Source organism: Virgibacillus sp. LDC-1 (assembly GCF_030137545.1).
In the GTDB taxonomy this organism is placed as follows: domain Bacteria; phylum Bacillota; class Bacilli; order Bacillales; family Amphibacillaceae; genus LDC-1.
The window spans coordinates 49,005-75,664 of the sequence record NZ_JARUVL010000010.1 but is presented as its reverse complement, the minus strand read 5'-3'; the positions used below and the strand labels follow the sequence as shown (position 1 = coordinate 75,664).

The window sequence follows — 26,660 nt, the reverse complement described above, 5'->3', positions numbered from 1 at the left end:
AAGAACAGTTTTTTATCTTTGTAATAGGTAATTTTAATTGTTCGCAAGGTTACGATCTTGCTTGAGACAACTTTAGGTTTTAGTCCTATAAACTAAAATTTTGTTGGTTGTTTTTTTCGATTCCTTTCTGCTTCCTTTACTTCAAGTCGAAATGATTTAATTAATGAGAAGACGACTAAAATCATAATAAATGCAAATGGAAATGCCGCGATAATAGAAGCCGTTTGTAATGCACCTAACCCACCTTGCCATAAGAGGATGGCCGCTGCACTTGATTGAATAATTCCCCAAATAAATTTAACACGATTAGGAGGATATAGACTTCCACCAGTCGTTTGCATTCCTAAAACGAATGTCGCAGAGTCGGCGGAGGTGATAAAAAAGGTACTAATGAGTAAAATCGCTATCATGGACATAACCGTTCCAAATGGAAAATTCTCAAGGACAGCAAATAGCGCTGTTTCTGTTCCTAACTCATGTACATCTTTGATGATGTTGGCATCCTGAAAGAATTCTAAGCTAATAGCGGAGCCACCAAAAATCGAAAACCATAATGCCCCAAAAATCGTAGGAACAAGTAATACGCCTAAAATAAATTCACGAACAGTTCTACCTCGTGACACGCGTGCAATAAATGTGCCGACAAATGGCGCCCAAGCAATCCACCATGCCCAATAGAAAATAGTCCAGTCTTTAATCCAAGTTGCATTTTCTTCATTGAATGGTGTCATACGCAAGCTCATACTAGGTAGATTTTGCAGGTAACTACCGAATGTCGTTGTAAATAAGTTCATGATAAAATTAGTAGGACCTAGAAAAAGTAGGAAAAGCATTAAGACCAGTGCTAATACAATATTTGCATTACTTAAATATTTGATCCCTTTATTTAGGCCAGTCATAGCAGAGGCCATATAAAGTACAGTGACAATTAAAATGATAATTAATTGGATTAAAAAGGACTGATCTATTCCAAATACATAAGATAACCCACCACTTATTTGAATGGCACCAAATCCAAGTGATGTGGCTACCCCAAAGATTGTTGCAAATACAACAATAAAATCGACAAGCGTTCCCCATGCTCCTTTTATTCGATCCCCGAATAATGGCTCTAGTACAGCACTAACTACCCCAGCAGATTGCTTGCGGAATTTAAAGTATGCTAATGCAAGGGCAATAGTTGCATAGGTAGCCCAAGGATGTAATCCCCAGTGAAAAAAGCTATACCTTAAAGCCGTTTTTGCTGCATCGTTGGTTTCTGATTCTCCGAATGGAGGTGTATGGAAATGGGATAGGGGTTCTGCAGCTCCCCAAAAAACTAATCCAATTCCCATTCCTGCACTAAACAGCATTGCAAACCAAGTAATATAAGAATACTCAGGTTCATCCTGTGGCTTTCCTAGCTTGATGTTCCCGTACTTGGAAAAAATCAAAAAAATCGCAAATAACAAGAACCCAGTTGTGCAAAATAAGTAGAACCAACCAAATTTATCAACTAAAAAATTTTGAATAATTCCTGTAATATGATCTAAATTGCCAACAGGTAATACTTCTTTTGGAATGACGCCCCATAAAATAAATAATGCCGCAACAATAGTCGATATGTAAAACACACGTGTTACCTTTTTCATATTCATTTCCTTTCTTTTCTTTTTTCGATAATTATGAAGTTTACATTTTCACAAAGCTATGCTTTCGTTATTATTTCCTGTCTTCATCATTTACATTCGATATATTCCCTATACCTTTCATTTGATTACTTGAAACATAAAAATAGAGAATCCCTATAATGGGTAGTCATAATCTTCTTCTATCCTTTATAATGGTGGTATCGTATGGACAGCATGGCATATACATAACGGAGGAGAGGTTTGCATGAAAAAAATAATCGTACTTTTATTTGCTTGTGTATGGATGGTGCTTAGTATAGGTTGTTCTAATTCTTCTTTAAAGGAAGAAGGATCGGATACAGAAAAAAATGAGGAAACAAAGCCTCAAACGACTACACCATCAGAGAAAGCGGAGAAACAGGAGGAAGAATCGAATACAGTAGCGAAAGAAGAGGAGCAAACAAAGGAAGAACCAGATGCAAACAAGCCGATGTATCGTATAAATGATAAAACTTGGCATATTCAACCAATTGATCCAGAAGGAAATAAAAAAATAGTATTACTAACGATTGATGATGCTCCTGATGAACATGCATTAGAAATGGCAAAAACGTTGAAAAAGCTAGATGCAAATGCGATTTTCTTTGTAAATGGACATTTTCTCGAAACAAATGAGAAAAAGGAAATTTTAAAAGAAATTCATGATATGGGATTTGTTATTGGAAACCATACATACAGTCATCCGAGTTTGAGCGATATTGATGAACAAACACAAAAAGAAGAAATATTACGTGTGAATGATATGGTGGAAGCAATCACTGGTGAACGTCCTAAGATTTTTCGGGCCCCTTTCGGAGATAATACGTCATATTCAAACGAACTCTTACAGCAAGAAAACATGATAAGAATGAATTGGGTGTATGGCCATGATTGGGAAAAGCAGTATCAATCGAAAGACGCGATTACGGATATTATGCTTCATAATCAGTTTTTAGGAAATGGAGCAAATCTTTTGATGCATGACAGAGAATGGACAGCAGCAGCTTTAGAAGATATTGTAAACGGATTACGAGAGCAAGGCTTTGAAATAGCTAATCCTGCTTTAATTGAAACAAAATAATCATCTAAACTAAACAACACTCTAATGGCTTCTTTATTTAGGCGATTAGAGTGTTTTGTTTATCCCTCATATAAAGTGTAGTAAGCATTCTGTAAGTCTAAGAGTTGTTGTAAAGAAGGAACTCCACCTCCAATCTCATTCTATTTGAGACACATTTTCCAAATGTGTTATACTATTTGTGTTGAAAAATCAATTGTGACATATTATAATATAAATATGATAACCTTTTAAAAAGGAGCTGGATCAAATGGGGACGATCGTCTGTCAAGAATGTCAACAGGTTATTGACCATTATGATGATGAAAAAGTAACAACCCTTTATGGAACCTGCCCAAATTGCAATCAAAAATAGAAGGATAAAGTATGTGTCATATTCCACAGTAGCGTGCTTGTGCTACTGTGTTTTCTTTACTTTTATTTTAAACATGCTAGGATGGAATTGGAAAGCGAGGGGATGATATGAAGTGGCAGACACGCGTAACCAAGCTGTTTGGTATTGAATATCCAATTATTCAAGGTGGCTTAGCACATCTAGCATATGCAGATCTAGCAGCAGCGGTATCAAATGCTGGAGGGCTTGGACAAATTACAGCGATGAGTCTACCTCACCCAGAGCACTTAAGAAAAGAAATTCAAAAGGTGAAACGAATGACCTCTAAACCATTCGGGATAAATTTCGCAATTGGACAACATGGTCGACCGTATGAGGAAATGGTAGAAGTAGCAATAGAGGAACAAGTGCCCGTTGTATCTGTAACAGGCGGAAATCCAAAGCATGTATTAGATAAGCTTGTGGGTCAACCGATGAAGAAATTAGTGCTTGTTGCTTCTAAACGACAAGCGATAAAGGCGGAAGAATTAGGAGCAGATGCAGTAATTGTAGTAGGCCAAGAGGGTGGTGGTCATTTAGGTCGAGCAGATACAGGCACGTTTGTCTTAATTCCTCAAGTAGTAGATGCTGTTTCTATTCCAGTAATCGCCTCAGGTGGAATTATTGATGGACGTGGGTTCGTTGCATCACTCGCACTTGGAGCAGAAGGAATCGAGATGGGAACAAGGTTTATCGCAACAAAAGAATGTGTTGATGCGCACCCAATGTATCAGAATGCGATTTTAGCGGCAGATGAAACGGCAACCGTTGTAATTAAACGGTCACTCGGAATGCCTGCTCGAGCATTAAAGAATCAATGGACAGAAGAAATCTTAAAGCTAGAAAAGGCTGGCAAAGGCTATGAAGATTTAAAAACATACATAAGTGGTGTTGCTAATAAGCGGTTTATACATGACGGTGATGCCGAAAATGGGTTTGGATGGGCAGGTCAAGGTGCTGCCGGAATTACGGATATCCCGACTGTTCACGAATTGGTTTCTAGAATAGTAAACGAGGGTAACAACATCCGTCAAAGCTTGATAAAAAAGGAGAAATAGTATGAGCTATCAATATCCAATTGATATAACGTGGACGAAGGAAGAAATCGTTGCTGTTGTGCAATTTTTTACCTTTATCGAAAAAGCGTATGAAGGTAAAGTAGAACGAGGCGCGTTGCTAGATAATTATAATCGCTTCAAGGAAATTGTTCCTTCTAAAGCGGAAGAAAAGCGTCTTTTTGCTCAGTTTCAAAATGAATCCAATTATTCAAGTTATCACGTAATCAAAAAAGCACGTGAAGAACAAACGAAGATATTTACGATGAAATAAACAAGGTTTTACGATTCGGATTGTGGGATCTGCGTACTAGCCGAATGCGCTTCACTTGCCGTAGGCAACGCTTTTACTTCCTCAGAAAATGCGGGCTTCCATACTAAAATAAGACTGAATATATTCAGTCTTATTTTTTATGATTGAACCTTGTAAGATTTTATAACGTTTTTCTCGCTTGTAATGCTTTATGGTAAAACGGAATAAGAGGATCAATTGTTTGCTTCGCGTTTTCCATAAATTTTGCCCCATTTGTAACAATGGAATCCTCAGGAGAAAAGTGTTGACCAATGAGAAACTCTGCTTTTTTCACATTGCGAAAACGTTCTAAATGGTCCATTTCCAACTCTTCTAATGGAATTGCCGCTTTTTTCATATGATCCAGGGAAATAACAAAACTAGCAGGTAATGCTTTTAATTCCTCAAAGCTATCCATGAAAGCTTCGGCAATTTCCCGTTTAAAATCAAGTTCATAGATAAGGGCGAGCCAAATGAATACATGATCATCGAATAAGCCAACTTGGAAGTGTGGATGCTTTTTATAACCGCGTTTATTATCAGCGATAGCAAGCCACGTATCGTTCGGTGGATTCACTGTTCTTCTCGCATGCTTGGCAATATGTAAATGCATTTCATTGCCTGTTTGTACAGCTAAATAGTCAACTAATTCATTACCTATTTGCTTGAATTTTGGTTGTATTCTTGTTTGGATTGCTTCCATTCTTCCTTCAAGTCCAGGAATGGAAAAAGTGTTAAAGTCTTCTTTACTAAAACCGCTGAAAGTCATTTCTAGTAATCCTCTCTTGTTTATATTCTATAGAAGTAACCTAAGCTATCATTAATTATAATAATTATTATTAAGGATTTAGTTCGTTCAGTCAAGCCTTACAGCTCATGTTTAATTTTATACCAATTGGGTATTTTTAAAATAATCGTTCTGATTTTAGTGAACGAAATGATGGGAGCATCATATATATAAAGAAAACTAAAAGATATGTTGAAAAGGTTGCATGAATTTTTAAACTGGAGAAATGACTAATAGAAGAAGATGCACTTGTTGAAATTTATTATGGTGAAAGGTGTGATTAGGTTGAAATACGTCATTGAAGCAATGCGAAGAAAAGAAGAACAAGAAAAGCTCCCAGTACTACGAATGGAAATTGATTATGAACTATTAACCCTTTATGAAGCAATGCAGGATGAGGATAAGATAAAAATTATTAAGACAAAAGAAAGGTTGCTGCAATTGACACGGCAATTGCAAAAGATAGAAAATGATGTGCTCTTATAATTTTTAAGAATGGTCTCTATTTATTATTATACATAGAGATCTTTTTTTGAATTTGTATCACGTATAAATTGATAAGGATAATCAATGGACTCATTTCATAGTAGTTTCGCTTTGTGAATGACTCTTTTCTTTTGTTTTGATAAGCTAAAGGAGAATGAAACGTATTGGGGGCATAATCATGAATAAAGAGACACGTGATCTACTATTTGACCAAGCGAAGCAATGGATACTTGAGGCAGGTGCAACAATACGGAGAAAAATAAATGATCCAATTACAATTCAAACGAAATCGAATGCAAATGATTTAGTGACAACGATGGACAAGGAAACAGAGCAATTCTTTGTTGGAAAAATTAAATCGAAATATCCATCGCATTATTTGTTTAGTGAAGAGGGCTTTGGAGATAAGCTTTCCTCATTAGAAGGAACGGTATGGATCATTGATCCAATTGATGGAACGATGAATTTTGTTCATCAAAAGCGTCATTTTGCTATTTCAGTAGGGATATATCAGGATGGAATAGGGGAAATTGGATTTATTTATGATGTGATGGCAGATATATTATATAGTGCTAAAAAAGGGGAAGGCGCAATGAAAAATGGTGCAAAGCTTCCGCCTTTAAAAACGGATTTGACCTTACAGGAATCCATTGTAGGGATGAATCACTATTGGCTTTGTAAAAATAACCTTGTTAAAGAGACCGCGATGCAAGAGCTTGTGAAACAAGTGAGGGGAACGCGAACATATGGATCAGCTGCACTGGAATTTGCCTATGTTGCAGAAGGGATAATCGATTGTTATTTAGCAATGAAGCTTTCCCCATGGGATATTGCTGCTGGAAAAATAATTGTTCATGAAGTAGGAGGAATAACAACAAATATTAGCGGAAATGAATTCACGATGCTAGATAGTGATGCAGTGCTTACGTGTCATCCAGCAATTCATGAATCGATTCTATCTGAATTCTTAATAAAAGGAAAGAAGTGACAAGCTAGCTGTCACTTCTTTTACGCTTTAAAGTCAAGCCATATCCCATGAAGCCAAATCCTAATAGCAAAAATAGAATAATAAGCCATGTATTACGCATGGCTATCGCTGCTCCACTGCCAATAAACATTAAAATAACTAGAAAAGCTAATAAAAACATCGGAACATTCAATTGCTTCATTTTGTCACCTCTGCTTCTTAATTGCCCTTAAAGGTATATAGGAATGAAGGGGGATCCTATATTTAATCCTATAACTTACTTTAGCTATTATAATGGAAATAGAAATAATGTTCAAAGACAAGGAAGATAAACAGGAGGATGGATTTAATTAAGAAGAGAAACAACTAGCGGGATGTAAAAAGATTTAGTAAGATAGAAAATAGGGTAGAAAATTCATGATCTATATATAAAGAAATATATTAGTGGGGGAAAACAATGGATGTAAACTTTAGTATTATTTTTGATTTTATTTTAAAACAGTATGGTACATCGCATATTTTTGAAATTTTATATGTGTTGAATCTTATTTTTGCTGCAATTGCTTACAAGCTTGGGTTTGCTCGGAAGCTTCCATTAGTTAAAAATATTTTTGTTTATGTAATGCTGGCAATTGGTACTTATATCATGACGATTTTTAGTATATTTAAACTTCCTATTACAGAAAGCTTAATCATTATATCGCTTGTTTTAGCTATATATCGTTTCCGTTTGCATAACCAACGCAAACAAAATCAACAATAATTCAATAGTTGCTTAAACAAGAGCAGTCACCAACGTGTTAAACATTGGTGACTGCTTTATTTTATCAATTGCATATTCTTATTAAATTAATCCATTGATTTCCTTTTCTTCCTGGTAAAGCTTAAAATTTCCACTAGCATGACGTTCCAATGTGCTTACCTTAATTCGATTGTCACATGTTGCGCAGAGATACATGGAAATTTTACGGTTTCGAAGCCGCTTCGCTTGTAATGAATTGTCTTCGATTCCCTCAATTTGATCACATAGTACACATTTTACTTGCATTTTTTCACCTCAAACTAGTTAGATAACTGCGTTTGTATCTATGATAGCATATTTTTCCCATGCATAGTAAAGTATGTTTTATTGGAAAATAATTAGGGAATAACGTTTTTAACTAATCATAGAGAGGTGTATCACGAATGAAAAAAAGATATATCGGGACTACAGTTGGAATAGTTGGTGCAGCAGCAGGGTATTACTTCTTAAATCGTAGTAAAAAAACATCCGGATTTACGAATACGATTGAGGATGCTGGGGTACCAGATCAAACAAATGACAAGGATATCACCCAATTAGAAAATGCGAAAATGGTTTCAGAGGGATCACAATTCGGTGTTCATTATTATAATGAACTAAAGGAAAAAGAAACAGAACAAGCCAATCCAATTCAATAATTGTGTGTTTTTAAAGGCACCCCATAAGTTAGATGTTTATGCTAACTTATGGGGTGCACTATCAAGCCATCATTTTTTATGAGCTAATCTTTTTTATCCTTTTGTTTATTCGATTGATCATTTTGAATGTCATCTAGCTCTTGTTTTTCTCCTTCGGGAACAAGTTGTTTGTTTTCATCCGGTTCTACTGGCTGCTCTCTCGGAACTGGAAACTCGGGCATATATCTTCCAACGATAGCAGCAACCTCATCTACAATACCTTGAACTGGATGTCCTTGCCTCATTTTATCTGCCATCATGCGAATGCGCTCATTCACATCACCATCTGCGACAACAATCGCTGTTTTTCCATAAGGATCCTCACGTAATGCCTCAGATACGGAGAATTTAATTGTTCCTACTCTAGAGCGATCAAGATCTTTATCAACATCAATTCCAACAACTGCATAAGGACCGGCAATAAGTGCCGTCGCATTATTTACATTCGGTACCTTAGTAGCTACATTAGCTAGGTGGGTTGCAATTTGTTCATTTGATAAATTTTGTTTCTTTGCTTCACTTGAGTTTTCGACTTGTAAAAAACGATCACTATTATTATCTGATGGAAGGGCATCTTGCGTATTCTCACGGTTACAACCTATTGTGAATAGAAGAACAACGGATAGAATAAAGATTAATTTATACATTTTGGCACTCCTCCTAAAATATTCCCACCTTATGTTCCTTATTTTTAGATAGGATATGCCAAAATATGCAGACAAAAATTACCTTCATAAAATAGGTTGAGCATAAACCAAATTCCTGTGCTTTAATCACTAATTATTGAATGACAATCTTTTTTACACCCGTGATTGGATTATTTTTATTTGAACCATCACGATACATTAAATGTACCGGTCCATCTTCTTTTAATGGCTTGCCATTCATTGCGAAAAGCAAGTAGCTTTTTTGCAAATCAGAAATAGAAAGTACTACATCTCCTTGCAGTGTTTCTAAGCGGGCGTTTTTTGCATCCGCTTTTATTTCCGCATGGTTTAAAAAATCAGTTATTGGCATAACATAAGAATGCGTTAATATTTTTTCGCGCTCGAACTTATTGATGCTTTGGTTAACGGGTGGCTTCACTACATCTTGCTGAAGCTCACGATCCCATCTTTTTGCAGCTTTTTCAAGTTCATTTGTTGTATCTGGCGAGCTAGCTTGAGTTAAAAACGCATCTTCTAAAATAATCTTTCGGTCATCAAAAATCCAAACAGTAGGGTCTAATGTAATTGGATAAGTAACCTTACCAGTAATTGGAACAATCATCTTGATCCACCTTTCTATTTATATCTTGTTTAAGAATAGCAGACATGCTCTTTTTTTTCATTCCTTTACTCTATCGATGTGTCATTTTTGTTTGCATTTTTTTGTAGCAACCGCTAATATAATATAAAGGAAGATATTTTCTTTTTATGAATTTGTACTTTATTTTACTTTTTGAGTAATCGCAGGCTTTTTATCGATTGCTAAGTTTTCCTAATGGAGGGGATATATTTGATGCCAGAGGTAACGATCGATCATCGTGAAAAAGCCTATGCCCTTCTTAAGGCTGATGCTGATAAAATTCTACGGCTCATCGAGGTTCAGATTGAAAATTTAACAATGCCACAATGCCCGTTGTATGAAGAAGTACTCGATACACAGATGTTTGGTCTCTCTAGAGAGATTGACTTTGCTGTACGGTTAGAGTTAATCAGCGAAAATGAAGGAAAAGCGCTTCTTGAAAATTTGGAGAGGCAGCTTAATATATTGCATGAAGCAGCGCAGAAATCCATTTAATGCCTTTAGATTTGTGCATCTGGGTTAAGGTAGACATTATAGCAAAACTTTGCCGACATTCACGAGGGCAAGGTTTTTTTGTTTATATAGCTATATTAGGATGAATAAATAAATAAAAATACATTAAAAGTGATATACTATTATCTTGAATGTGTTATACTATTATTAAAATTCATCTTATATTTACCTGACAAATTCATTCTGCTTCTATGTAATAGAAAAAAACATTAAAATAGATGAAAGGAACAGAAACCCTTTCATTAACTTATAGCATGCATGGCAATAAGCTGTATACAGGTAGAATAATTAATATCTGAAGTAGAATAAGAGAGAGCGAGACAATTTATGCTTTGGATTAGTTGGGGAGATCTAAGATGAAGGGAAAATTAAAATATTTTGACTTTACATTGATAATCGCACCATTATTATTAGCTGCATTTGGAATTGTAATGATTTACAGTGCCAGCATGGTATCAGCTATTGTAGAAGGATTTGAAGCAACGCACTATTTATTCAAGCAAATGCAATGGTTTTTCATTGGATTGGGAGGATTTATATTTTGCAGCATATTCCCTTACAAGTATTATCAAAAGCTAATGAAAATAATTGTGCTAGGTATCTTGGCGCTATTAATTAGTGTTTTAATTTTCGGAGAAGTAAGAGGAAATGCAAAATCCTGGTTTGTACTAGGTCCGATTAGCTTGCAACCTTCTGAATTCGCAAAAATAGGGCTTATTATGTATTTAGCATCTGTTTATTCTAAAAAACAAGCCTACATAAATGAATTTAATAAAGGTGTGCTACCTCCACTAATTTTGACGGGTGTAATGCTTGGACTGATTGTCATGCAACCAGATATCGGGACGGCGGCCATTATATTTTTAATTGCTTGTTCCGTTATTTTCAGTTCCGGAATTCGATTGAAGCATTTGTTGTTACTTATTTTAATCGGCGTGATAACATTAATGGTAGCACTGCCAAATATGGTGACTGACGTGCGGGTTTCTAGGTTTACAGGAGCATATCAGCCTTTTAATGCACCTGATGATGCAGGTTATCACTTAATTCAGTCCTATCTTGCGATTGGTGGTAGTGGATTATCAGGAGAAGGATTAGGACAAAGCGTACAAAAGCTTGGCTACTTATTTGGAGCACACACAGATTTTATCATGGCAGTCATTGCAGAAGAACTTGGCTTTCTTGGTGTGATTATCGTCATTGGGTTACTTGCCACAATTGTCTTACGTGGCATCTTCATAGCTAGAAAATGTGAGGATAGCTTTGGTGCTTTATTAGCAATCGGGATATCTTCGATGATAGGAATACAAGCATTTGTGAACTTAGGCTCCATTAGTGGAATTCTGCCAATTACTGGTGTTACATTACCATTTGTTAGTTATGGTGGCTCATCATTGCTTGTGTTAATGGTTTCCATGGGAATCATGAATAACATTGCGATGTCTATCAAAAAAAGAGAGCAAGAACCAAGGCCTTCGCATACAAAGCCAATACCTACACAAAAAGCTTATTTTAAAGGAGGAAAACAATGGTCCAGTTAAAAAAGATTCATAAATTATTAGTTGCAAATCGCGGTGAAATAGCGATTCGAGTATTTCGTGCATGTACAGAATTAAATATTCGTACAGTAGCAATTTATTCAAAAGAGGATTCAGGTTCTTATCATCGCTATAAAGCAGATGAATCCTATTTGATTGGAGAAGGTAAAAAACCGATTGATGCCTACTTAGATATTGAGGGAATTATTCAATTAGCTAAAAATGTAGGGGCGGATGCAATTCATCCTGGCTATGGATTCTTATCGGAAAATATTGCGTTTGCAAAACGATGTGAAGAAGAGGGTATTATTTTTGTTGGCCCAACAAGTGAACACTTGCACATGTTTGGAGATAAAGTAAGAGCACGAGAGCAAGCTGTAAATGCTGGTATTCCGGTAATCCCTGGAAGTGATGGTCCAGTAACAACGGTTGCTGATGTGGAAGCATTTGGCGAAAAGCACGGCTATCCAATTATTATTAAGGCCACATTAGGTGGAGGTGGTCGTGGAATGCGTATTGTGCGGAATGCAAGCAATCTTGCAGAAGCTTTTGACCGTGCAAAATCCGAAGCTAAAGCAGCGTTTGGCAATGATGAAGTTTACGTAGAGAAATTAATCGAAAATCCAAAACATATTGAAGTGCAAATTGTTGGGGACAAGGATGGCAATATCGTTCATTTATATGAGAGAGACTGTTCAGTACAACGTCGTCATCAAAAATTAGTTGAGATTGCGCCAAGTGTATCCTTAACTTTAGAGATGCGTGAAGCAATATGTGATGCAGCTGTAAAGCTTATGAAAAACGTGAACTATATAAATGCAGGTACAGTAGAGTTTCTTGTTACGAATGAAGGATTTTATTTTATTGAAGTAAATCCGCGTGTGCAAGTAGAGCATACGATTACAGAGATGATTACGGGTGTAGATATTGTTCAAACACAAATAAAGGTTGCAGAAGGGCATGAGTTGCATGATGCATCCATAGGTATTCCAGAGCAAGCCGATATTCAAATTAATGGATATGCCATTCAATCAAGGGTTACAACAGAGGATCCATTAAACAACTTTATGCCAGACACAGGAAAAATCAATGTATATCGAACTGGTGGTGGGTTTGGCGTAAGATTAGATGCTGGTAATGGCTTCCAAGGTGCTGAAATTTCACCACATTATGATTCTTTACTTGTCAAAGTATCTACATGGGCGTTAACCTTTGAACAGGCAGCACAGAAAATGGTCCGTAACCTAAAGGAATTCCGTATTCGTGGCATTAAAACAAATATCCCATTTTTAGAAAATGTGATGCTTCATTCTAAATTTATGTCAGGCGAATATGACACGACATTTGTTGATCAAACACCAGAATTGTTTGTGTTTCCAAAGCGTAAGGATCGTGGAACAAAAATGCTTACGTATATTGGTCATACGACAGTTAATGGATTTGAAGGCATGACGAAAAGAAAGAAGCCAGAGTTTGAAAAGCCGGTTGTTCCTACATTTAATCCATTAGAGGCATTTCCGAATGGTACAAAGCAATTGCTGGATGAACAAGGTCCTGAAGCTGTATCAAAGTGGATGCTTGAACAAAAGGAAGTACTGTTAACAGATACAACGTTTCGAGATGCACATCAATCCTTATTAGCAACGAGAATTCGAACGAAGGATTTAGATCGAATTGCTGAGCCGACAGCACGTTTGTTACCAGATCTATTTTCTGTAGAGATGTGGGGGGGAGCAACATTTGATGTTTCCTATCGCTTCTTGAAAGAGGATCCGTGGGAAAGATTACTTAAACTGCGCGAGAAAATGCCAAATGTATTATTTCAAATGCTTCTTCGTGCAAGTAATGCAGTAGGCTATAAAAATTATCCTGATAATTTAATAGATGAATTTGTAGAAAAAAGTGCAAATGCAGGAATTGATGTCTTTCGAATTTTTGATAGCTTGAACTGGGTAGAAGGAATGATTCCAGCGATTAAAGCAGTAAGAAAGAACAACAAAATCGCTGAAGCTGCTATTTGCTATACAGGAGATATATTAGACGCTGGTCGAACAAAATACGACCTGGAATATTATAAGAATATCGCGAAAGAGCTTGAACAAGCTGGCGCTCATATTCTTGGAATTAAAGATATGGCAGGGTTATTAAAGCCTGAAGCGGCTTATCAATTGGTGAAAGCATTAAAAGAGACGGTAGACTTACCAATTCATTTACACACGCATGATACAAGCGGAAATGGCGTTTATACGTATGCACGTGCAATTGAAGCTGGTGTAGATGCGGTTGATGTAGCGTGCGATAGTATGGCAGGGTTAACTTCTCAGCCAAGTGCGCAATCTCTATACCATGCGTTAGAAGGAACAAAGCGCCAACCACATGTTAACATACGATCCTATGAGAAACTTTCACAATACTGGGATAATGTTCGTGCTTATTATCAGGAATTCGAAAGTGGTATGAATTCACCACATACGGAAGTATATTTTCATGAAATGCCTGGGGGACAGTATAGTAATTTGCAGCAACAAGCAAAAGCGGTAGGCCTTGGTGAACGATGGAATGAGGTAAAACAAATGTTTCGTCGTGTAAACGATATGTTTGGGGATATTGTTAAGGTAACGCCGTCTTCAAAGGTTGTTGGCGATCTTGCTTTGTTCATGGTACAAAACAATTTAACAGAGGACGATATATATGAAAAAGGAGAGTCAATTGATTTTCCAGATTCAGTTATTGAGTTTGCCCAAGGGTATATTGGTCAGCCTTATCAAGGCTTCCCACAAGAGTTACAAAGAATTATCTTAAAAGGGAAGAAACCAATTACAGTTCGTCCAGGTGCACTTATGGATCCGATTAACTTTAGTCAGTTAAATGAAGAACTGTTTAAATCCCTTGATAGACATGTAACAAGCTTTGATATTATTGCCTATGCATTATATCCAAAAGTATTTATGGATTACCACAAGTTTTATGAAACATATGGCAATGTCTCTGTCCTGGATACACCTACCTTTTTCTACGGTATGAAGCTAGGTGAGGAAATTGAAGTTGAAATTGAGCCAGGAAAAATTTTAATTGTGAAGCTTATTTCTATCTCTGAGCCTCGTTCAGATGGTACACGTGTTATTTATTTTGAAATGAACGGGCAGCCGCGAGAGGTTGTTGTAAGAGATGAAAGCATTAAAGCCGAAACTGCGGCGAAACCAAAGGCAGATGCAACAAATGAAAAACAAATTGGTGCTACAATGCCTGGAACGGTCATTAAAGTGCTTTGCGAAAAAGGAGAGCATGTTCAAAAAGGTGATTACTTGTTAATTACAGAAGCGATGAAAATGGAAACGACGGTACAAGCACCATTTGCAGGTGTTATTAAAAATATTCATTGTTCAGATGGAGATGCAATTACAGTAAATGATTTACTAATTGAATTTGAATAAAGCATCAAATAATAAGAAAGCAGTGGGATGAGTTCAATTCATCCCACTGCTTTTTATGAACTTGATTTATTTTAGTGCTTCGTTTTTAGTATTTCGTAAATTGTTTTGTTTTTCTGCTGCTGCACTCCGTGAAGCAAGTAAAATAAAGTAGCATAAGACGGCAAAAAAACAAGATATAATCAGTGCGTGCAGTAAGGCTATACCAAGATTTAATAGCGTAAAGATGATAAGAGCCCCAAAAAGCACTTGAAGCGATATAAAGATTATTTGTGTAAGTGAGCCCCAAAAAATCACCTTACTTCCTTTGTAATTCCGAATTAATCGTGCAAAGAAAATGATTGTCCATATAAAAAGAATACCAGCAGCAAACCGATGCCCCATTTGAATCCATTGATCAAAACGATAGTCCATTATAGCAAATGGTGCATCATTAAAGCAGAACGGCCAATCCTTACAAACAAGATTTGCATCTGTATGACGCACAAGTGCACCAGTATATACGACAACTAGCGTATAAACAGCTAATAAATATATTTCTATTCGATGCTTTTTTTCTAGTAGTAATGTGTTCGTATCAAACTTTTGATCGATTTCAAAAATGAGCAATGTGAGTAAAAATACAGCAGCAAACGAAATGAGCGATATTCCGAAATGCATGGCTAGGACAAAGTCTGACTGCCCCCACATAACTGCAGCTGCACCGATTAACCCTTGTAATACAAGAAAAAACAAAGAGAGGAAGGATAAGAATTTTACCTCTCGAATATGTCCAATAAACACCCATGACAAAATAGAAAGTCCTAGAACAACAACACCAATAATCCCAGAAACAAGTCGATGGCTTAATTCGATAATCAACTCTGGCGTAATTTCAGAAGGGATAAGTTGTCCGTGACATAGCGGCCAGCTTGAACCACAACCTGCCCCTGATTCTGTTTTTGTAACGAGCGCTCCACCCATTAATATGAATATCATCCCAATTGTTGCAACAACAGACAGTGATTTTAGTGTTTTTATCATATGTTTTCCCCACTTTATGTAACTTCCAATATTTGATGTAAATAAATACCCCGATGTCCATCATAATATCATATAAATGGATAAAGCAAACAAATTAAGAATGGAAAGGATATTTGTCACAGAATTGTAACGAATTATCGTTTTCACTATGAAAATATAAAAAACGCTTGCAAAGTTTAGCATTGTTTGCTAGAAATAAGTGTAGGGATATTTGATAAGCTTTACATAATTATGCCCGTTTTTCTTGGGTTCGTGCATATTTTCGTTTAATGATAGAGGCTTTTACGCCTTTTCTTTGTTTGTGTTCACATTTCACAAAATTGTCACATTTAAAATTGTACTGGCCAACCAACTATTGGTAAAATGGACAACGTATTGGTCGATGGTAAAAAATTCAATTCATGATACAATGATTGTAAAAGTAGTGAAGAAATTAAGAATATGATAATTTATTTCCACTATATTTTTAGTTGAATATGTTCATTTATCTTGGAACAAAGGGGGGATTAGCATGAACAAGATGGAAACAACTGCGTCGACACAAATTATGAGTAACCCAGCTGTTCCCGCAAAAAAGAGTACACTCTTTATGAAGGATTTTAAAGCACTTATTAAAATAGGCATTGTCAACTCAAATTTAATCACGACGTTTGTCGGATTTTGGCTTGCGCTTTATTTTACGAATGCTTCCATATTGGATAATTGGCAGTTATTTTTGCTTACCATGTTCGGAAGCGGATTTGTAATTGCTGGAGGTGCAATATTAAATAATTGGTTTGATGTTGATATTGATCCCGTTATGTCAAGAACAAAATCACGTCCTACTGTAACGGGGAATATCTCTATGCAGACAACACTTGTACTAGGAATAGCCGCATCGACTTTTGGACATCTAATATTATTATTTACTACAGTTGAAGCGACGTTGTTTGCATTTTTTGGATGGTTTACATATGTTGTGCTTTATACAATGTGGTCAAAAAGACGATATACACTTAATACAGCAGTAGGAAGTTTTTCTGGAGCCATTCCACCTTTAATTGGTTGGGCTGCGGTCAGTCCAGAAATACACATTGTACCAATGGTATTATTTTTAATTATGTTTATTTGGCAAACACCACATTTTCTTGCTTTGGCAATGAAAAAGTGCGATGACTATAAAGCAGCTGGCATACCAATGCTGCCTGCAGTGTATGGATTTGAAATAACGAAACGACAAATTGTTGTTTATATTACTTGCCTATTACCATTACCATTCTTTTTAGCTTCATTAGGAACAACATTTTTAATCATTGCAACCATCCTTAATATTGGATGGCTAGCATTAGGTATTGCTGGCTTCTTTGTGAAAAATGATTTGAAATGGGCAAATCTTATTTTTATCTATTCGTTAAACTATTTAACTATATTATTTTTATTAATGGCAGTAGTAACGATTAATTATCCTATTTAATATGGTTATCCTTTATGCAACATTTATATATAAGGAAGACACAAAGAGAAAGAGAGGTATAATTCATGAAAGGTTGGATGGGAAAACTTAGGGCTTTGTTTTTGTTAGGCTTGGTAGCACTTATATTATCCGGCTGTGGCAGAGAAAACTTAACAGCCCTTGTACCGAAGGGGTATGGATCAGAAAGTTCGATGAAGCTGATCATTTTAACAACGGTTATCATGAGTGCTGTATTTGTAATTGTAATGATAGTTTATGTAATTGTATTGCTTCGTTTTCGTAAAAAGAAAGGGCAAGAAAATTTTATACCGAAGCAAGTGGAAGGTCATAAAGGACTAGAAGCGGTTTGGACAATTATTCCAATCATTTTAGTTATTATAATGGCAGTACCTACCACACTCATTTCTTTTGATTTGGCAAAGACAAATGATCAAAAGGATAGCATTAATATTGATATTACTGGAAATCAGTATTGGTGGCATTTCGACTACAAAGGGGAAGAAATACAAACGAGTCAGGATTTGTATATACCAGTAGGTAAGAAAGTATACTTAAACATGCTGTCCTCAGATGTTACGCACTCTTTTTGGGTACCTTCTATTTCAGGTAAAATGGATGTGAATCCGGATAATACAAATACCATGTATATCCAAGCCTATGAAGAAGGTGTTTATTGGGGTAAGTGTGCAGAGCTTTGCGGACCTTCGCATTCCTTAATGGATTTTAAAGTGATTGTTGTTAGTGAAGAAGAGTATGAACAATGGATAGCAGATATGAAAAGTGTAGATCCAAAAGCAAAGCCGGAAAATTCAGTTGCACAAGAAGGGCAAGAGCTTTTTGAAGCGAATAATTGTATGGCTTGTCATGCAATCGGCTCATCGCCAATTGCTACTGGTCCGAATTTAACTGATTTTGGTAATCGGACAAAGCTTGCTGGATACGTAGAGCCAACAAAAGAAAACTTAGTAGAGTGGATTGTTAATCCTGAAAAGATTAAGCCTGGTAACTTGATGACGGGTAAATATCCTGCTGTGAATAAAGAAGAAGCTGAAAAAATTGCAGAATATTTATTGCAACTAAAACCAAGTGAAATTGGTCCAGAAAGTGCAGGAAAATAGAGAGAATGTATTTAATAAATGGGATGAAAGAGAAAAAAGGAGGTTTAACCTGTGAGTATAGCAGCTACTCAGAAACAGGGCTTCGGCGCTGTAATATGGGATTATTTAACCACTGTCGACCATAAGAAAATTGCACATTTATACACATTTGGTGGTGGATTTTTCTTCATACTCGGTGGAATAGAAGCTTTAATCATACGGATTCAATTAATAAAGCCAGAAAATGACTTTGTCAGTGCAGGATTTTACAATGAAGTTATTACGATGCACGGAACGACAATGATATTTTTGGCAGCAATGCCTTTGTTATTGGGATTGATGAACGCCGCGGTCCCGTTACAAATTGGAGCAAGAGATGTGGCTTTTCCGTTTTTAAATTCTTTAGGTTTTTGGTTATTTATGTTTGGAGGTATTTTACTTAATTGTAGTTGGTTTTTAGGCGGTGCACCAGACGCAGGGTGGACATCGTATGCACCATTATCGACGACTTCTCCTGGACATGGTGTTGACTTTTATGTAATGGGACTGCAAATTGCCGGGGCAGGTACATTAATAGGTGGTATTAATTTTCTCGTTACGATCATTAATATGCGTGCTCCTGGTATGACTTATATGCGAATGCCTTTATTTACATGGGCTACATTTGTAACGAGTATTCTAATTTTGTTTGCATTTCCAGCATTAACGATTGGACTATTTTTGTTAATGTTTGATCGTATGTTTGATTCTGCATTCTTTGATGTTACTTTAGGTGGAAACACAATTATTTGGCAGCATCTATTCTGGATATTTGGTCATCCAGAAGTTTATATTTTGATATTGCCTGTATTTGGTTTGTTTAGTGACATTTTCTCAACTTTTTCTAAAAAGCGTTTATTCGGTTATACAGCAATGGTTTTCGCAACGATGCTAATTGCATTTTTAGGATTTATGGTATGGGCGCACCACATGTTTACTGTTGGTCTAGGGCCAGTAGCAAATACCATTTTCTCTATTGCAACGATGGCAATTGCTGTTCCAACTGGAATTAAGATATTTAACTGGCTTGCTACGATGTGGGGAGGAAGCATTACGATCAATTCAGCAATGCTTTGGAGTCTTGGTTTTATTCCTTCCTTTACTGTCGGTGGGATGACAGGGGTAATGGTTGCGACTGTAGCAGCGGATTACCAGTACCATGATACGTATTTTGTTATTGCACACTTCCACTATGTTATTGTTGGAGGAACCGTATTTGGTATCTTCGCTGGATTCCATTACTGGTGGCCGAAAATGTTTGGTCGTATTCTAAATGAAACGATGGGTAAAATTGCGTTCTGGACATTCTTTATTGGATTCCATCTAACGTTCTTTATTCAACATTTTCTCGGTTTAATGGGAATGCCGCGTCGTTACTGGGTGTTCTTAGAGGATCAAAATTTAGATCTTGGAAACTTTATTAGTACCATTGGAGCATTCTTCATGGCAATTGGAGTAATCGTCTTCTTTATTAATGCGATATATAGTCAAGTTAAAGGCGAAAAGGCACCAGCTGATCCATGGGATGGTCGTACATTAGAATGGTCCATTCCTTCACCACCGCCATATTATAACTTTAAGCAATTACCGTTAACACGTGGCTTAGATCCATTATGGGTGGAAAAAACAGAAGGAAATGGGAAAATGACACCGGCTGAGCCTTTAGGTGAGATTCATATGCCGAATAATTCATTTATTCCATTTGTAATGTCCCTTGGTTTATTTATTGCCGGATTTGGTTTTATTTATCAAACAGATAACAATGCATGGTTTATTGCTTTATTTGGTGGAATGGCAATTGCACTTGGTGCGATGATTGTACGTTCTGTGAAGGATGATCTTGGGTATCATATCTCAAAAGAAGAACTGGAAAGGGAGGCTGATGAATGATGAGTAACGATCACATTTTAAATCCAGAAACAATGCCGCAATCGCCAGAAAAGGCGACCCTTGAAGGTAAAAATAAATTTTTAGGCTTGTGGTTCTTCCTAGGAGGAGAAACGGTATTATTTGCTAGTTTATTTGGAACATACCTTTCCTTGAAAAATTCAACAGCAGGTGGTCCAACCTCAGAAGAACTTTTCGGATTAGAACTTGTATTTATTATGACAATCATGTTATTAACAAGTTCACTAACAAGTGTGTATGCAATGTACCATATGAAAAACAATGATTTTAAAAAGATGCAATTATGGCTAGGAATTACGGGCTTACTCGGAATTGGCTTTCTAGCAATGGAAATATATGAGTTTGCGCATTATATTACAGAATACGGCTTTACATTCCGTTCTTCTGCGTTTGGTTCTGCTTTTTATACATTAGTAGGTTTCCATGGAGGGCACGTTACATTTGGTATCCTTTGGTTAATTACACTAATGATTCGTAATGCAAAAAGAGGCTTAAACTTATATAATGCACCTAAATTCAATACATTTAGCTTGTATTGGCACTTTATTGATGTTGTATGGGTATTCGTATTCACAGTTGTTTATTTAATGGGAAAGGTGGGTTAAAGGATGGAAAACACCAATACCAATAAAATAACAGAGTATCAGAAGCAACGGAACAAGGAAGAAATGAAAAAACAGCTCATTTCGTTTGCGTTAATGATTGTCGTTACGCTTATCGCCTTTACAATCGTAGCAACGGGTGTCATGGAAAAAATGTTCGCTATTCCTGTTTTGTTAATTCTAGCTCTCATTCAAGTCGCCTTTCAATATTATTATTTCATGCATATGAAGGATAAGGGACATGAAATGCCATCCATTATGATTTATGGGGGAGCATGGGCTGCCATATTAACGATCGCAGGTCTTGCTGTCATTACTTGGTGGTAAAAATAAAAAGATCGGGACACTCCCGATCTTTTTATTTTGCAAGCAGGAAGAATAAACCTTCTTTGTATAATCTTTCATTTGTTCGGTTTTTGTCACATTCAAAAGATGAATAAATAAGTAGTGTACGTTATAATAAGCGGTAGCATCCGTTTAAACTGGAGATGAATAACTATGTGGTTGGAGTTACAGATATTTGGATTTCGTGCGTTATGGAGTCCTTACTTTTTACTATTTGTACTTTGTTTAGCTTTGATTTATTTTTTAGTAACCGGTCCGTATCGTCATAAGTTTGGAGGCGAAGAAAAGCCTACTCCAAAACAAAAGATAGCCTTTTATACGGGCATGTTTCTTCTTTATGTCGTGAAGGGTTCGCCAATTGATTTACTTACGCACATTATGCTATCAGCCCATATGGCGCAAATGGCGCTTTTTTATCTGCTGTTTCCAATCTTAATGATAAAAGGGATTCCGATCTGGATTTGGAAGAAGGTAGTTTTTAAGCCAGTCATCTTCCCTTTGTTACGATTTTTGTCTAAACCGTTAATATCCATCCTTCTTTTTAATGCGTTATTTTCGTTATACCATATACCAGCAGTATTTAATTTCGCAAAGTCATCACAGGTGGCACATACATCGATCTCGCTTGTTTTGCTATTTGCTGCTTTTATCATGTGGTTCCCGATACTAACAACGCTTAAGGAATTTAATGTAATGACGCCATTGATGAAAATATTTTATATTTTTGGGAATGGGGTGCTTATTACTCCTGCATGTGTATTAATCATTTTTGCAGATGTTCCTTTATTTGCAGCGTATAGCTCTGGAGGAGCATGGATTCAAGCAATGAGTCTTTGTGTGCCAGGAGATGTGCTGCAAAATTTACAAACTGAAATTTCGGGTCCAGAGATGTTTTCTCCGATGAATATCATGGAGGATCAGCAGCTTGGTGGAATCATTATGAAAATAATGCAAGAGATTACGTATGGTGTTGTTTTAGCGAGAATCTTTTTCGGTTGGTTTACAAAGGAAAGTTTAAAGGTCGATCCTGTACCAGAGAATACGACTGTCCAGAATTTACAATAATCTGTTTTACTAACTATTACATTTCACAATATATAGAGAAAGGGATTGGTTTAGATGCCAATTTTACCAACAATTAGTACTTTTTTTATTTTACTTAGCGCAATCTTAGTTGCTATTGGGTGGATATTAATTGTACGAGGTAAGAAAGCTGCACATAAAAAAACAATGCTCGCAGCAGCTATAAGTGCACTTTTGTTTTTAACGATTTATGTATCAAGAACAGTTTTTATTGGTAATACAAGCTTTGGGGGACCTGAGGATTTAAAAATTTATTACACGATTTTTTTAATTTTTCATATTGTTTTAGCTACGACTGGAGCTGTGTTTGGGATTGTTACGATTACATTAGCAATGAAACGAAAAATATCGAAGCACAGAAAGCTCGGACCGATTACGAGTATCATTTGGTTCTTTAGCGCACTTACTGGAATTATGGTATATTTATTGCTTTATGTATTTTATAAGGGTGGAGAAACAACGAGCATGATTAAAGCAATTTTAGGTTTTTAAGAAGAATGGACCACTGAATCTGTTAACGAAGTGGTGGGGAGATCTATATAAATAAAAGAAACGATCCGTAAAGTTTTAGATGACTTTCGAATCGTTTCTTTTATTTTACACTACGTATTAAATTTTAATGTTCCATTTAATGATTCCTGCTTCTTTCGCTGAATGGAATGCGATTACCAATAGTGGTCCAAGAATAAAACCTAATATACCGAGTAACTTCAACCCTAGAAACATAGCAATTAACGTAGCGAGTGGAGATAACCCGATATGTTTTCCCATTACCTTTGGTTCGACAACTCTGCGAATGGCTAAAAGAATAATTGCCAAGATGGCTAGTTGTACACCCATCGCTGTATCCCCTGATAAAAACATGAATAGAGACCACGGACCTAACACAATAATCGAACCAATAATCGGAATCAGATCAATGATCCAGATGAATATTGACATAATGATAGCAATGTCAGGAGCGATTAAGAATAACCCGACTAATGAAACAATAAAAATAATAATACTGACGAGAAATTGTGCTTTGAGAAAACCAAGAATGACATTTGATAGTCTAGCATTCATAAATGAAACCTTTTCTGCAGTTTCATGTGTTAACATTTCATAGGTTTTTGATTTTAAAATTGGTAACTCAAGCATGAATAAGAATAACGCGATTAAATAGACAAGAAAGCTAATTAAGTACTGTGGTACCTTTGCGAATAGCTGAGCAATGTAATCGATCGTAAATTTTTCCTTCGCAGTAGAGCTTAAGGAAGTTAAATTACTTTCAAGGCTATCTGTAATTTGATCTACGAATTCCTTTGGAAGATTTTTCGCATATTGCTGGAAGCTATCTTCCCAATCACGGTAAATTTGATTTAATTGATTAAAATGCTCGGGTACATCTTCGACAAAGTTAACAACCTGTGTGACTGCTTTTGTAACGATCAATGTACCAGTAATACCAACCAATATAAGAAATAGCAAAAAGACGATAATAACGGCATTTTTTCGGCTAATTTTAATATGGGTCTGGATAGATCGGATCACCGGATTCAGGATAAGTGCCGTAATAAAAGCAATAATTAACGGTACTGAAATAGGTAAAATAAAATAACCTAATAAAATGAGTAAGACAGTTAAAAAAATAAGCGTCCATTGACGTTTTGTTATATTACGCAACAAGATGAACCAATGTCTCCTTTCAAAAACCCATTATTCTCAATTTACATCTATAAAAAATATAGCATTTATATGATGTTTTGAACAGAATTAGTTTATTTGCGATATAAAAAGGGTCGGATTCCTCAAAGAGAGGGATCGACCCTAAATTTAATGAATCAAAAGCTAAAAATCGTACACCTTGAAGTTAGGATTCTTTGATGAAGTAAAATCAGTTGGTAATTTAAAGTTAGTTATTTTTTAATTCAGTTAGTTCTTCTTTAACCTTTATAATAAGATTTTTTGCTCGTTCAACTAAATTTTCTGGAAAGTTTTCTTCTTCTCCATATTCTACGCCATGTGGATAATAATGCTTACCGAGAAGCGGCGTCATAAGCTTAATGACTGCATTTCCTCGATCAACATCTCCTTCAACGGCATAGCCCTGAATTCGAACATAATATGTAATGTTTTTTTCATTTGACCCAATTTTATAGTCATAGGTTACTCGCTCATAATCCCATTGTCCGGCTCGGATAAACGCATGTTTCCCCATAACATGGTCCAATGGCTTTACATCAACAAGCATGTCTTCCACTTCTAAGTTTTCTAGTCTCATTTTAACCCCACCTCACAAATTTTCCTCTCAAAACTATAATAGTATGAAATGGAAGAAGTTGCAATCATAAAAGGGGTCTTATATGGGTAGCTAGCTTTAGATGAAAAGTATACAATGAAAAGGATAGCTTCGCTTAATATAGTAAGTAAATAAGCAGTTGCTATTCTTACAGTTAAAAACTATGATGCATAGAATTACGTTCTAGTTCATATAGTTACATTACTATATTCTAATTAAAGGGTGAAAAATATGCGCTTATTACGCCGTCTATTACTCGTTTTATTACTCATCGGAGCTCTATTTTATGTTGCTGACAAGTATGTGGTGGATTCTAATAGCCTTCACAAGATTAGTCAGGTAATAAAGGAAAAGAAGAATGTCATTCAGACCAAAACCGCTCCAGAAAAACAGCTACTTAGTGATAGGTATGGAGGAGACTTATTTCAGTGGATCGATAAAACGACGAAAGAATTAGAGGGAAAGTTAGGTACGCCAATTAGAAAGGACTTAAGCTCCTACGGGTATACATGGTGGGTTTATACCGATCAAAAAGAACAGTATATTCAATTTGGAATATTAAATGATAAAATTCAAACCGTCTTTGGTACGGGGAGCAAGCTATCGATTGACCCGCTTGTTATTGGTCAATCCTATGAGGAAGTAAACGAGGTATTTCCTTTTTCAGAGGAAATAACCTATAAAAAAGGAATCTCTTCATACACATTCCGATTAAATAACGATGATATGAAGAAGCGTCCATTAGCAAAGATAACGAATGATCTATTCATCCAATGCTATTTTGATACCTTTACAGACAAGCTTTCTTCGGTTCGTATTCTTTCTGGTGATTTATTATTACAACATCGACCATATGAGCTTCAATATCGTGGAGAGCTACCAGAGCAGCCTTCCTTATCGGATGATGAATGGTTACAGGTAGAGCATGGAATGGAGCAGCAAATATTTGATATTACGAATGTGATGCGACACAGTAATCAAAAATCGTCATTGAAATGGGAAGAGAAAGTAAGCGAGGTTGCTTTTTTACACAGTAAGGATATGTCTGTAAATAATTATTTTTCACATTATGCTCAAAATGGAGATGGATTAAAAGAAAGGTTGGCTGCAAAGGAAGTCTTTTACTTTTCGGCAGGTGAAAATATTGCAGCCCAATATCCAGATGCAGCAGCAGCGATGGAAGGATGGTTAAATAGCAAGGGGCATCGTGAAGCATTATTGAATGATGGATATACGCACTTAGGTGTCGGAGTGTATCGACTGTATTACACACAAAATTTTTTAGCAAAGCCTTAGTGGAGAAGAAATAAATATAAAAACGATTGAATCCAATCTAGATAGATTGGATTCAATCGTTTTATTTTAAAATACCTAACCGGGCACATTCCAACCTGTCATGCATAAATTATTTAATAGGTAGTGCATATCGCACTAAAAATCGAAGGAAGTAACGGCCTTCATAGACCCATTGATTAATTTAAATGGAATGATGGGGTGATATAGATGGATGAAAAAAAGCTACATCCAACTGTAAGAGAATTTAAGGAGTTTATTAATAAGCATCCTAAACTAATTGAAGAAATAAGGAAGAAGAGGAGGGGGTGGCAGGAATATTATGAAAAATGGGTGTTGCTAGGTGAAGATGATTCATTTTGGGAACAGTATCAGGATGAGGAAAATACAAAAAAGTCAACGGAGAAAAAAACGGAGCTTTTTAAACAAATAAAAAAATTGACAGAAAATGTGGATGTAAATAAGGTGCAAAGCCAAGCAAAACAATTAAACTCTACAATAGCTACGTTACAGGAATTACTTGGACAGTTTCAAAGCACGAATAAAAATCCTCCCCCACTACAAAACCAGCGCATTAATAACTGGCAAAGGGATTGAATCT

At 36.1% G+C, this 26,660-nt stretch carries 29 protein-coding genes; 20 read left to right on the top strand and 9 right to left on the bottom strand.

The window, feature by feature from the left end; all coding sequences use genetic code 11:
• Positions 1–92: 92 nt before the first annotated feature.
• Entirely contained in the window at positions 93–1,631 is a 1,539-nt protein-coding gene (locus QBK89_RS10240) for a glycine betaine uptake BCCT transporter (protein WP_284140951.1), read from the bottom strand.
• Between the two features lie 244 nt (positions 1,632–1,875).
• Between QBK89_RS10240 and QBK89_RS10235 the strand changes: the two genes are divergently transcribed.
• From QBK89_RS10235 to QBK89_RS10220, 4 genes are all read left to right on the top strand, one after another.
• Positions 1,876–2,730: a polysaccharide deacetylase family protein gene (locus QBK89_RS10235; protein ID WP_284140950.1), complete on the top strand. Its 855-nt coding sequence runs from the start codon at positions 1,876–1,878 to the stop codon at positions 2,728–2,730.
• Positions 2,731–2,977: 247 nt separating this feature from the next.
• Complete coding sequence (locus QBK89_RS10230) at positions 2,978–3,082, top strand: GapA-binding peptide SR1P (RefSeq protein ID WP_284140949.1); 105 nt, start codon at positions 2,978–2,980, stop codon at positions 3,080–3,082.
• Positions 3,083–3,189: 107 nt separating this feature from the next.
• Positions 3,190–4,158, top strand: a complete 969-nt coding sequence (locus QBK89_RS10225) for an NAD(P)H-dependent flavin oxidoreductase (RefSeq protein WP_284140948.1) — start codon at positions 3,190–3,192, stop codon at positions 4,156–4,158.
• A 1-nt stretch (position 4,159) separates the two neighbouring features.
• Positions 4,160–4,429, top strand: a complete 270-nt coding sequence (locus QBK89_RS10220; RefSeq protein WP_284140947.1) for a UPF0223 family protein — start codon at positions 4,160–4,162, stop codon at positions 4,427–4,429.
• A 160-nt stretch (positions 4,430–4,589) separates the two neighbouring features.
• On the opposite strand, the gene QBK89_RS10215 is transcribed toward QBK89_RS10220, so the two are convergent.
• Positions 4,590–5,216 (bottom strand): YktB family protein, encoded by a 627-nt coding sequence (locus QBK89_RS10215; RefSeq protein WP_284140946.1) that lies wholly within the window; start codon positions 5,214–5,216, stop codon positions 4,590–4,592.
• Positions 5,217–5,510: 294 nt separating this feature from the next.
• On the opposite strand from QBK89_RS10215, the gene QBK89_RS10210 reads away from it, so the two are divergent.
• Both QBK89_RS10210 and QBK89_RS10205 read left to right on the top strand, forming a co-directional pair.
• The gene (locus QBK89_RS10210; protein ID WP_349774628.1) at positions 5,511–5,720 is read left to right on the top strand and encodes a hypothetical protein; all 210 of its coding nucleotides are present in this window, start codon (positions 5,511–5,513) and stop codon (positions 5,718–5,720) included.
• Positions 5,721–5,898: 178 nt separating this feature from the next.
• Positions 5,899–6,708 carry an inositol monophosphatase family protein gene (locus QBK89_RS10205; RefSeq protein WP_284140944.1) on the top strand — a complete coding sequence of 270 codons (810 nt, stop codon included), beginning with the start codon at positions 5,899–5,901 and terminating at the stop codon, positions 6,706–6,708.
• A 4-nt stretch (positions 6,709–6,712) separates the two neighbouring features.
• Here the strand turns inward: QBK89_RS10205 and QBK89_RS10200 are convergent, their stop codons facing one another.
• Positions 6,713–6,889: a DUF5325 family protein gene (locus QBK89_RS10200; protein ID WP_284140943.1), complete on the bottom strand. Its 177-nt coding sequence runs from the start codon at positions 6,887–6,889 to the stop codon at positions 6,713–6,715.
• A 255-nt stretch (positions 6,890–7,144) separates the two neighbouring features.
• On the opposite strand from QBK89_RS10200, the gene QBK89_RS10195 reads away from it, so the two are divergent.
• The gene (locus QBK89_RS10195; protein WP_284140942.1) at positions 7,145–7,450 is read left to right on the top strand and encodes a YlaH-like family protein; all 306 of its coding nucleotides are present in this window, start codon (positions 7,145–7,147) and stop codon (positions 7,448–7,450) included.
• Between the two features lie 81 nt (positions 7,451–7,531).
• Here QBK89_RS10195 and QBK89_RS10190 read toward each other — a convergent pair whose 3' ends face one another.
• A complete protein-coding gene (locus QBK89_RS10190) occupies positions 7,532–7,735 on the bottom strand; it encodes a YlaI family protein (RefSeq protein ID WP_284140941.1) in 204 nt (67 codons plus the stop codon).
• 137 nt (positions 7,736–7,872) lie between these two features.
• Between QBK89_RS10190 and QBK89_RS10185 the strand changes: the two genes are divergently transcribed.
• Positions 7,873–8,127 carry a hypothetical protein gene (locus QBK89_RS10185; RefSeq protein WP_284140940.1) on the top strand — a complete coding sequence of 85 codons (255 nt, stop codon included), beginning with the start codon at positions 7,873–7,875 and terminating at the stop codon, positions 8,125–8,127.
• 83 nt (positions 8,128–8,210) lie between these two features.
• Here QBK89_RS10185 and QBK89_RS10180 read toward each other — a convergent pair whose 3' ends face one another.
• A complete protein-coding gene (locus QBK89_RS10180) occupies positions 8,211–8,813 on the bottom strand; it encodes a YhcN/YlaJ family sporulation lipoprotein (protein ID WP_284140939.1) in 603 nt (200 codons plus the stop codon).
• 133 nt (positions 8,814–8,946) lie between these two features.
• Positions 8,947–9,435 (bottom strand): molybdopterin-binding protein, encoded by a 489-nt coding sequence (locus QBK89_RS10175; protein WP_284140938.1) that lies wholly within the window; start codon positions 9,433–9,435, stop codon positions 8,947–8,949.
• A gap of 231 nt (positions 9,436–9,666) precedes the next feature.
• Here QBK89_RS10175 and QBK89_RS10170 point away from each other — a divergent pair, with 231 nt between their 5' ends.
• From QBK89_RS10170 to pyc, 3 genes are all read left to right on the top strand, one after another.
• A complete protein-coding gene (locus QBK89_RS10170) occupies positions 9,667–9,948 on the top strand; it encodes an Fpa/YlaN family protein (RefSeq protein WP_284140937.1) in 282 nt (93 codons plus the stop codon).
• Between the two features lie 374 nt (positions 9,949–10,322).
• On the top strand, positions 10,323–11,507 hold the full coding sequence (locus tag QBK89_RS10165; protein WP_284140936.1) for an FtsW/RodA/SpoVE family cell cycle protein: 1,185 nt from the start codon (positions 10,323–10,325) through the stop codon (positions 11,505–11,507).
• Positions 11,495–14,938 carry a pyruvate carboxylase gene (pyc, locus tag QBK89_RS10160; RefSeq protein ID WP_284140935.1) on the top strand — a complete coding sequence of 1,148 codons (3,444 nt, stop codon included), beginning with the start codon at positions 11,495–11,497 and terminating at the stop codon, positions 14,936–14,938. Before QBK89_RS10165 ends, pyc begins: the two co-directional genes overlap by 13 nt.
• A 66-nt stretch (positions 14,939–15,004) precedes the next feature.
• Here the strand turns inward: pyc and QBK89_RS10155 are convergent, their stop codons facing one another.
• Complete coding sequence (locus tag QBK89_RS10155) at positions 15,005–15,958, bottom strand: COX15/CtaA family protein (RefSeq protein ID WP_284140934.1); 954 nt, start codon at positions 15,956–15,958, stop codon at positions 15,005–15,007.
• Between the two features lie 511 nt (positions 15,959–16,469).
• Here QBK89_RS10155 and cyoE point away from each other — a divergent pair.
• From cyoE to QBK89_RS10120, 7 genes are all read left to right on the top strand, one after another.
• Positions 16,470–17,411 (top strand): heme o synthase, encoded by a 942-nt coding sequence (gene cyoE, locus QBK89_RS10150; RefSeq protein WP_284140933.1) that lies wholly within the window; start codon positions 16,470–16,472, stop codon positions 17,409–17,411.
• Between the two features lie 65 nt (positions 17,412–17,476).
• The gene (gene coxB, locus QBK89_RS10145) at positions 17,477–18,529 is read left to right on the top strand and encodes a cytochrome c oxidase subunit II (protein ID WP_284140932.1); all 1,053 of its coding nucleotides are present in this window, start codon (positions 17,477–17,479) and stop codon (positions 18,527–18,529) included.
• Between the two features lie 51 nt (positions 18,530–18,580).
• Entirely contained in the window at positions 18,581–20,437 is a 1,857-nt protein-coding gene (gene ctaD, locus QBK89_RS10140) for a cytochrome c oxidase subunit I (RefSeq protein WP_284140931.1), read from the top strand.
• The gene (locus QBK89_RS10135; protein WP_284140981.1) at positions 20,437–21,060 is read left to right on the top strand and encodes a cytochrome c oxidase subunit 3; all 624 of its coding nucleotides are present in this window, start codon (positions 20,437–20,439) and stop codon (positions 21,058–21,060) included. The genes ctaD and QBK89_RS10135 overlap by 1 nt, the downstream gene beginning before the upstream one ends.
• Before the next feature lie 3 nt (positions 21,061–21,063).
• Positions 21,064–21,384: a cytochrome c oxidase subunit IVB gene (ctaF, locus tag QBK89_RS10130; protein ID WP_284140930.1), complete on the top strand. Its 321-nt coding sequence runs from the start codon at positions 21,064–21,066 to the stop codon at positions 21,382–21,384.
• 171 nt (positions 21,385–21,555) lie between these two features.
• The gene (gene ctaG, locus QBK89_RS10125; protein WP_284140929.1) at positions 21,556–22,467 is read left to right on the top strand and encodes a cytochrome c oxidase assembly factor CtaG; all 912 of its coding nucleotides are present in this window, start codon (positions 21,556–21,558) and stop codon (positions 22,465–22,467) included.
• Positions 22,468–22,521: 54 nt separating this feature from the next.
• Positions 22,522–22,977, top strand: coding sequence for a DUF420 domain-containing protein (locus tag QBK89_RS10120; protein WP_284140928.1), 456 nt, complete (start codon positions 22,522–22,524; stop codon positions 22,975–22,977).
• 117 nt (positions 22,978–23,094) lie between these two features.
• Here the strand turns inward: QBK89_RS10120 and ytvI are convergent, their stop codons facing one another.
• Together ytvI and QBK89_RS10110 are read right to left on the bottom strand one after the other, a co-directional pair.
• Positions 23,095–24,153, bottom strand: coding sequence for a sporulation integral membrane protein YtvI (gene ytvI / locus QBK89_RS10115; RefSeq protein ID WP_284140927.1), 1,059 nt, complete (start codon positions 24,151–24,153; stop codon positions 23,095–23,097).
• 226 nt (positions 24,154–24,379) lie between these two features.
• Positions 24,380–24,748, bottom strand: a complete 369-nt coding sequence (locus tag QBK89_RS10110; protein ID WP_284140926.1) for a YugN family protein — start codon at positions 24,746–24,748, stop codon at positions 24,380–24,382.
• A gap of 249 nt (positions 24,749–24,997) precedes the next feature.
• Here QBK89_RS10110 and QBK89_RS10105 point away from each other — a divergent pair, with 249 nt between their 5' ends.
• The gene (locus QBK89_RS10105; protein WP_284140925.1) at positions 24,998–26,062 is read left to right on the top strand and encodes a CAP domain-containing protein; all 1,065 of its coding nucleotides are present in this window, start codon (positions 24,998–25,000) and stop codon (positions 26,060–26,062) included.
• Positions 26,063–26,269: 207 nt separating this feature from the next.
• Entirely contained in the window at positions 26,270–26,656 is a 387-nt protein-coding gene (gene ylbD / locus QBK89_RS10100) for a spore coat protein YlbD (protein WP_284140924.1), read from the top strand.
• Positions 26,657–26,660: the final 4 nt, after the last annotated feature.

Coding starts and splice junctions, on each gene's coding strand:
- QBK89_RS10135 (WP_284140981.1), top strand. CDS start 20,437: ATGAGTAACGATCACATTTTAAATCCAGAAACAATGCCGCAATCGCCA.
- pyc (WP_284140935.1), top strand. CDS start 11,495: ATGGTCCAGTTAAAAAAGATTCATAAATTATTAGTTGCAAATCGCGGT.
- QBK89_RS10225 (WP_284140948.1), top strand. CDS start 3,190: ATGAAGTGGCAGACACGCGTAACCAAGCTGTTTGGTATTGAATATCCA.
- QBK89_RS10110 (WP_284140926.1), bottom strand. CDS start 24,748: ATGAGACTAGAAAACTTAGAAGTGGAAGACATGCTTGTTGATGTAAAG.
- QBK89_RS10190 (WP_284140941.1), bottom strand. CDS start 7,735: ATGCAAGTAAAATGTGTACTATGTGATCAAATTGAGGGAATCGAAGAC.
- QBK89_RS10105 (WP_284140925.1), top strand. CDS start 24,998: ATGCGCTTATTACGCCGTCTATTACTCGTTTTATTACTCATCGGAGCT.
- QBK89_RS10155 (WP_284140934.1), bottom strand. CDS start 15,958: ATGATAAAAACACTAAAATCACTGTCTGTTGTTGCAACAATTGGGATG.
- QBK89_RS10175 (WP_284140938.1), bottom strand. CDS start 9,435: ATGATTGTTCCAATTACTGGTAAGGTTACTTATCCAATTACATTAGAC.
- cyoE (WP_284140933.1), top strand. CDS start 16,470: ATGAACAAGATGGAAACAACTGCGTCGACACAAATTATGAGTAACCCA.
- QBK89_RS10220 (WP_284140947.1), top strand. CDS start 4,160: ATGAGCTATCAATATCCAATTGATATAACGTGGACGAAGGAAGAAATC.
- ctaF (WP_284140930.1), top strand. CDS start 21,064: ATGGAAAACACCAATACCAATAAAATAACAGAGTATCAGAAGCAACGG.
- QBK89_RS10240 (WP_284140951.1), bottom strand. CDS start 1,631: ATGAAAAAGGTAACACGTGTGTTTTACATATCGACTATTGTTGCGGCA.
- QBK89_RS10235 (WP_284140950.1), top strand. CDS start 1,876: ATGAAAAAAATAATCGTACTTTTATTTGCTTGTGTATGGATGGTGCTT.
- ctaG (WP_284140929.1), top strand. CDS start 21,556: ATGTGGTTGGAGTTACAGATATTTGGATTTCGTGCGTTATGGAGTCCT.
- QBK89_RS10180 (WP_284140939.1), bottom strand. CDS start 8,813: ATGTATAAATTAATCTTTATTCTATCCGTTGTTCTTCTATTCACAATA.
- QBK89_RS10215 (WP_284140946.1), bottom strand. CDS start 5,216: ATGACTTTCAGCGGTTTTAGTAAAGAAGACTTTAACACTTTTTCCATT.
- QBK89_RS10120 (WP_284140928.1), top strand. CDS start 22,522: ATGCCAATTTTACCAACAATTAGTACTTTTTTTATTTTACTTAGCGCA.
- QBK89_RS10185 (WP_284140940.1), top strand. CDS start 7,873: ATGAAAAAAAGATATATCGGGACTACAGTTGGAATAGTTGGTGCAGCA.
- QBK89_RS10170 (WP_284140937.1), top strand. CDS start 9,667: ATGCCAGAGGTAACGATCGATCATCGTGAAAAAGCCTATGCCCTTCTT.
- QBK89_RS10230 (WP_284140949.1), top strand. CDS start 2,978: ATGGGGACGATCGTCTGTCAAGAATGTCAACAGGTTATTGACCATTAT.
- ylbD (WP_284140924.1), top strand. CDS start 26,270: ATGGATGAAAAAAAGCTACATCCAACTGTAAGAGAATTTAAGGAGTTT.
- QBK89_RS10200 (WP_284140943.1), bottom strand. CDS start 6,889: ATGAAGCAATTGAATGTTCCGATGTTTTTATTAGCTTTTCTAGTTATT.
- QBK89_RS10165 (WP_284140936.1), top strand. CDS start 10,323: ATGAAGGGAAAATTAAAATATTTTGACTTTACATTGATAATCGCACCA.
- QBK89_RS10205 (WP_284140944.1), top strand. CDS start 5,899: ATGAATAAAGAGACACGTGATCTACTATTTGACCAAGCGAAGCAATGG.
- coxB (WP_284140932.1), top strand. CDS start 17,477: ATGAAAGGTTGGATGGGAAAACTTAGGGCTTTGTTTTTGTTAGGCTTG.
- QBK89_RS10195 (WP_284140942.1), top strand. CDS start 7,145: ATGGATGTAAACTTTAGTATTATTTTTGATTTTATTTTAAAACAGTAT.